At 73.6% G+C, this 1,054-nt stretch carries 1 protein-coding gene; it reads right to left on the bottom strand.

The window, feature by feature from the left end; genetic code table 11:
* Positions 1 to 8 precede the first annotated feature (8 nt).
* A partial coding sequence (locus tag ACNPM4_RS00380; RefSeq protein WP_448984311.1) for a fibronectin type III domain-containing protein occupies positions 9 to 1,054 on the bottom strand: 1,046 nt, incomplete at its 5' end.

The following is a 1,054-nucleotide window of genomic DNA, read 5'->3' as shown; positions in this document are numbered from 1 at the left end:
GCCGCGGTTCAGTCGCGGGGCTGCCGTCGCGCCTTCATCGCTACAGCGCCCGAGAGCAGCAGCAGCAGCGCCATGGCGAGCGTCCACGGCAGCCAGGCGAGGTCGCCTCCGGTGGCGGGGAGCGCGCCGGATCCGTCGGTTCCGCCGTCGCCCGGCCCGCCCGGCGCACCCGGGCCGGCGGCGGCGATGATCCGCACCGGGGTCGAGGCGATGTCCGCCCCGTCGTGCATCACGACGAGCGTATGCGCGCCGGCCTCGACATCTTCGGGCACGACTCCGCGGAAGGCGAAGCTGCCATCCGTCTCGGCGGTCACGGTCCCGAGATCGGCCGGAGTGGAACGCAGCTGGACGGTGTACTCGATCCCCGGCTGGAATCCGACGCCGCTGACGTCGATGCGTCCACCGACCTTCGGCGAGCCTTCGACCGTCACGCTCGGGGTCACCACCTCGGGATCGACCACGACGACGATCGCGGCGGAGGGCACGGACCACCCGCCCGCGTTCTGCGCCCGCACCGTCACGGCGTACTCGCCGGCGGCGAGCCCGGTGACGGCTGCCGTGAGCACGGCCCCTTCGGCCTGCACGACACGGTCGCCCACGGCGACCTCGTACGCGATGATGGGCGATCCGCCCACGTTCTCGGGCACCGTCCACTGCACGTTCACCCGGTCGCCGGAAGCGGTCGCGACGACATCGCGCGGCGCGCTCGGAGCGGCATCGAGTCGGATGAGCCCGGCGAGTGCCGCCGCGAGAGCGTCGGCCGCCGCATCCACCTGACCCTGCGCGGACCCGGGCGCGGCGAGCACGTCCTTGCCCGCCTCGAGCGCGGGCAGCAGCGGCTTCCAGCTGGCCGACGTGTAGGCCGTGCTGTCGAGGGTGTTCGCCGCGTCGACCTGTGCCTGCAGCCGACCCGTGTCGGCGATCACGGTGACCGTGCACCAGGCGATCTCGCTGCCGCCCTGATGGCGGATGCCGACGGTCGTGCGCCCCGGTTCGCGGGTCGCGAGGTCGACCTCGACCCGGCCGTCTGCCGAGACACGGGCGTCGCCCTTCA

This window comes from Microbacterium umsixpiens (genome assembly GCF_053543675.1).
Note: the sequence above shows the minus strand (reverse complement) of the source record. Positions and strands in the feature narration are given on the sequence as shown.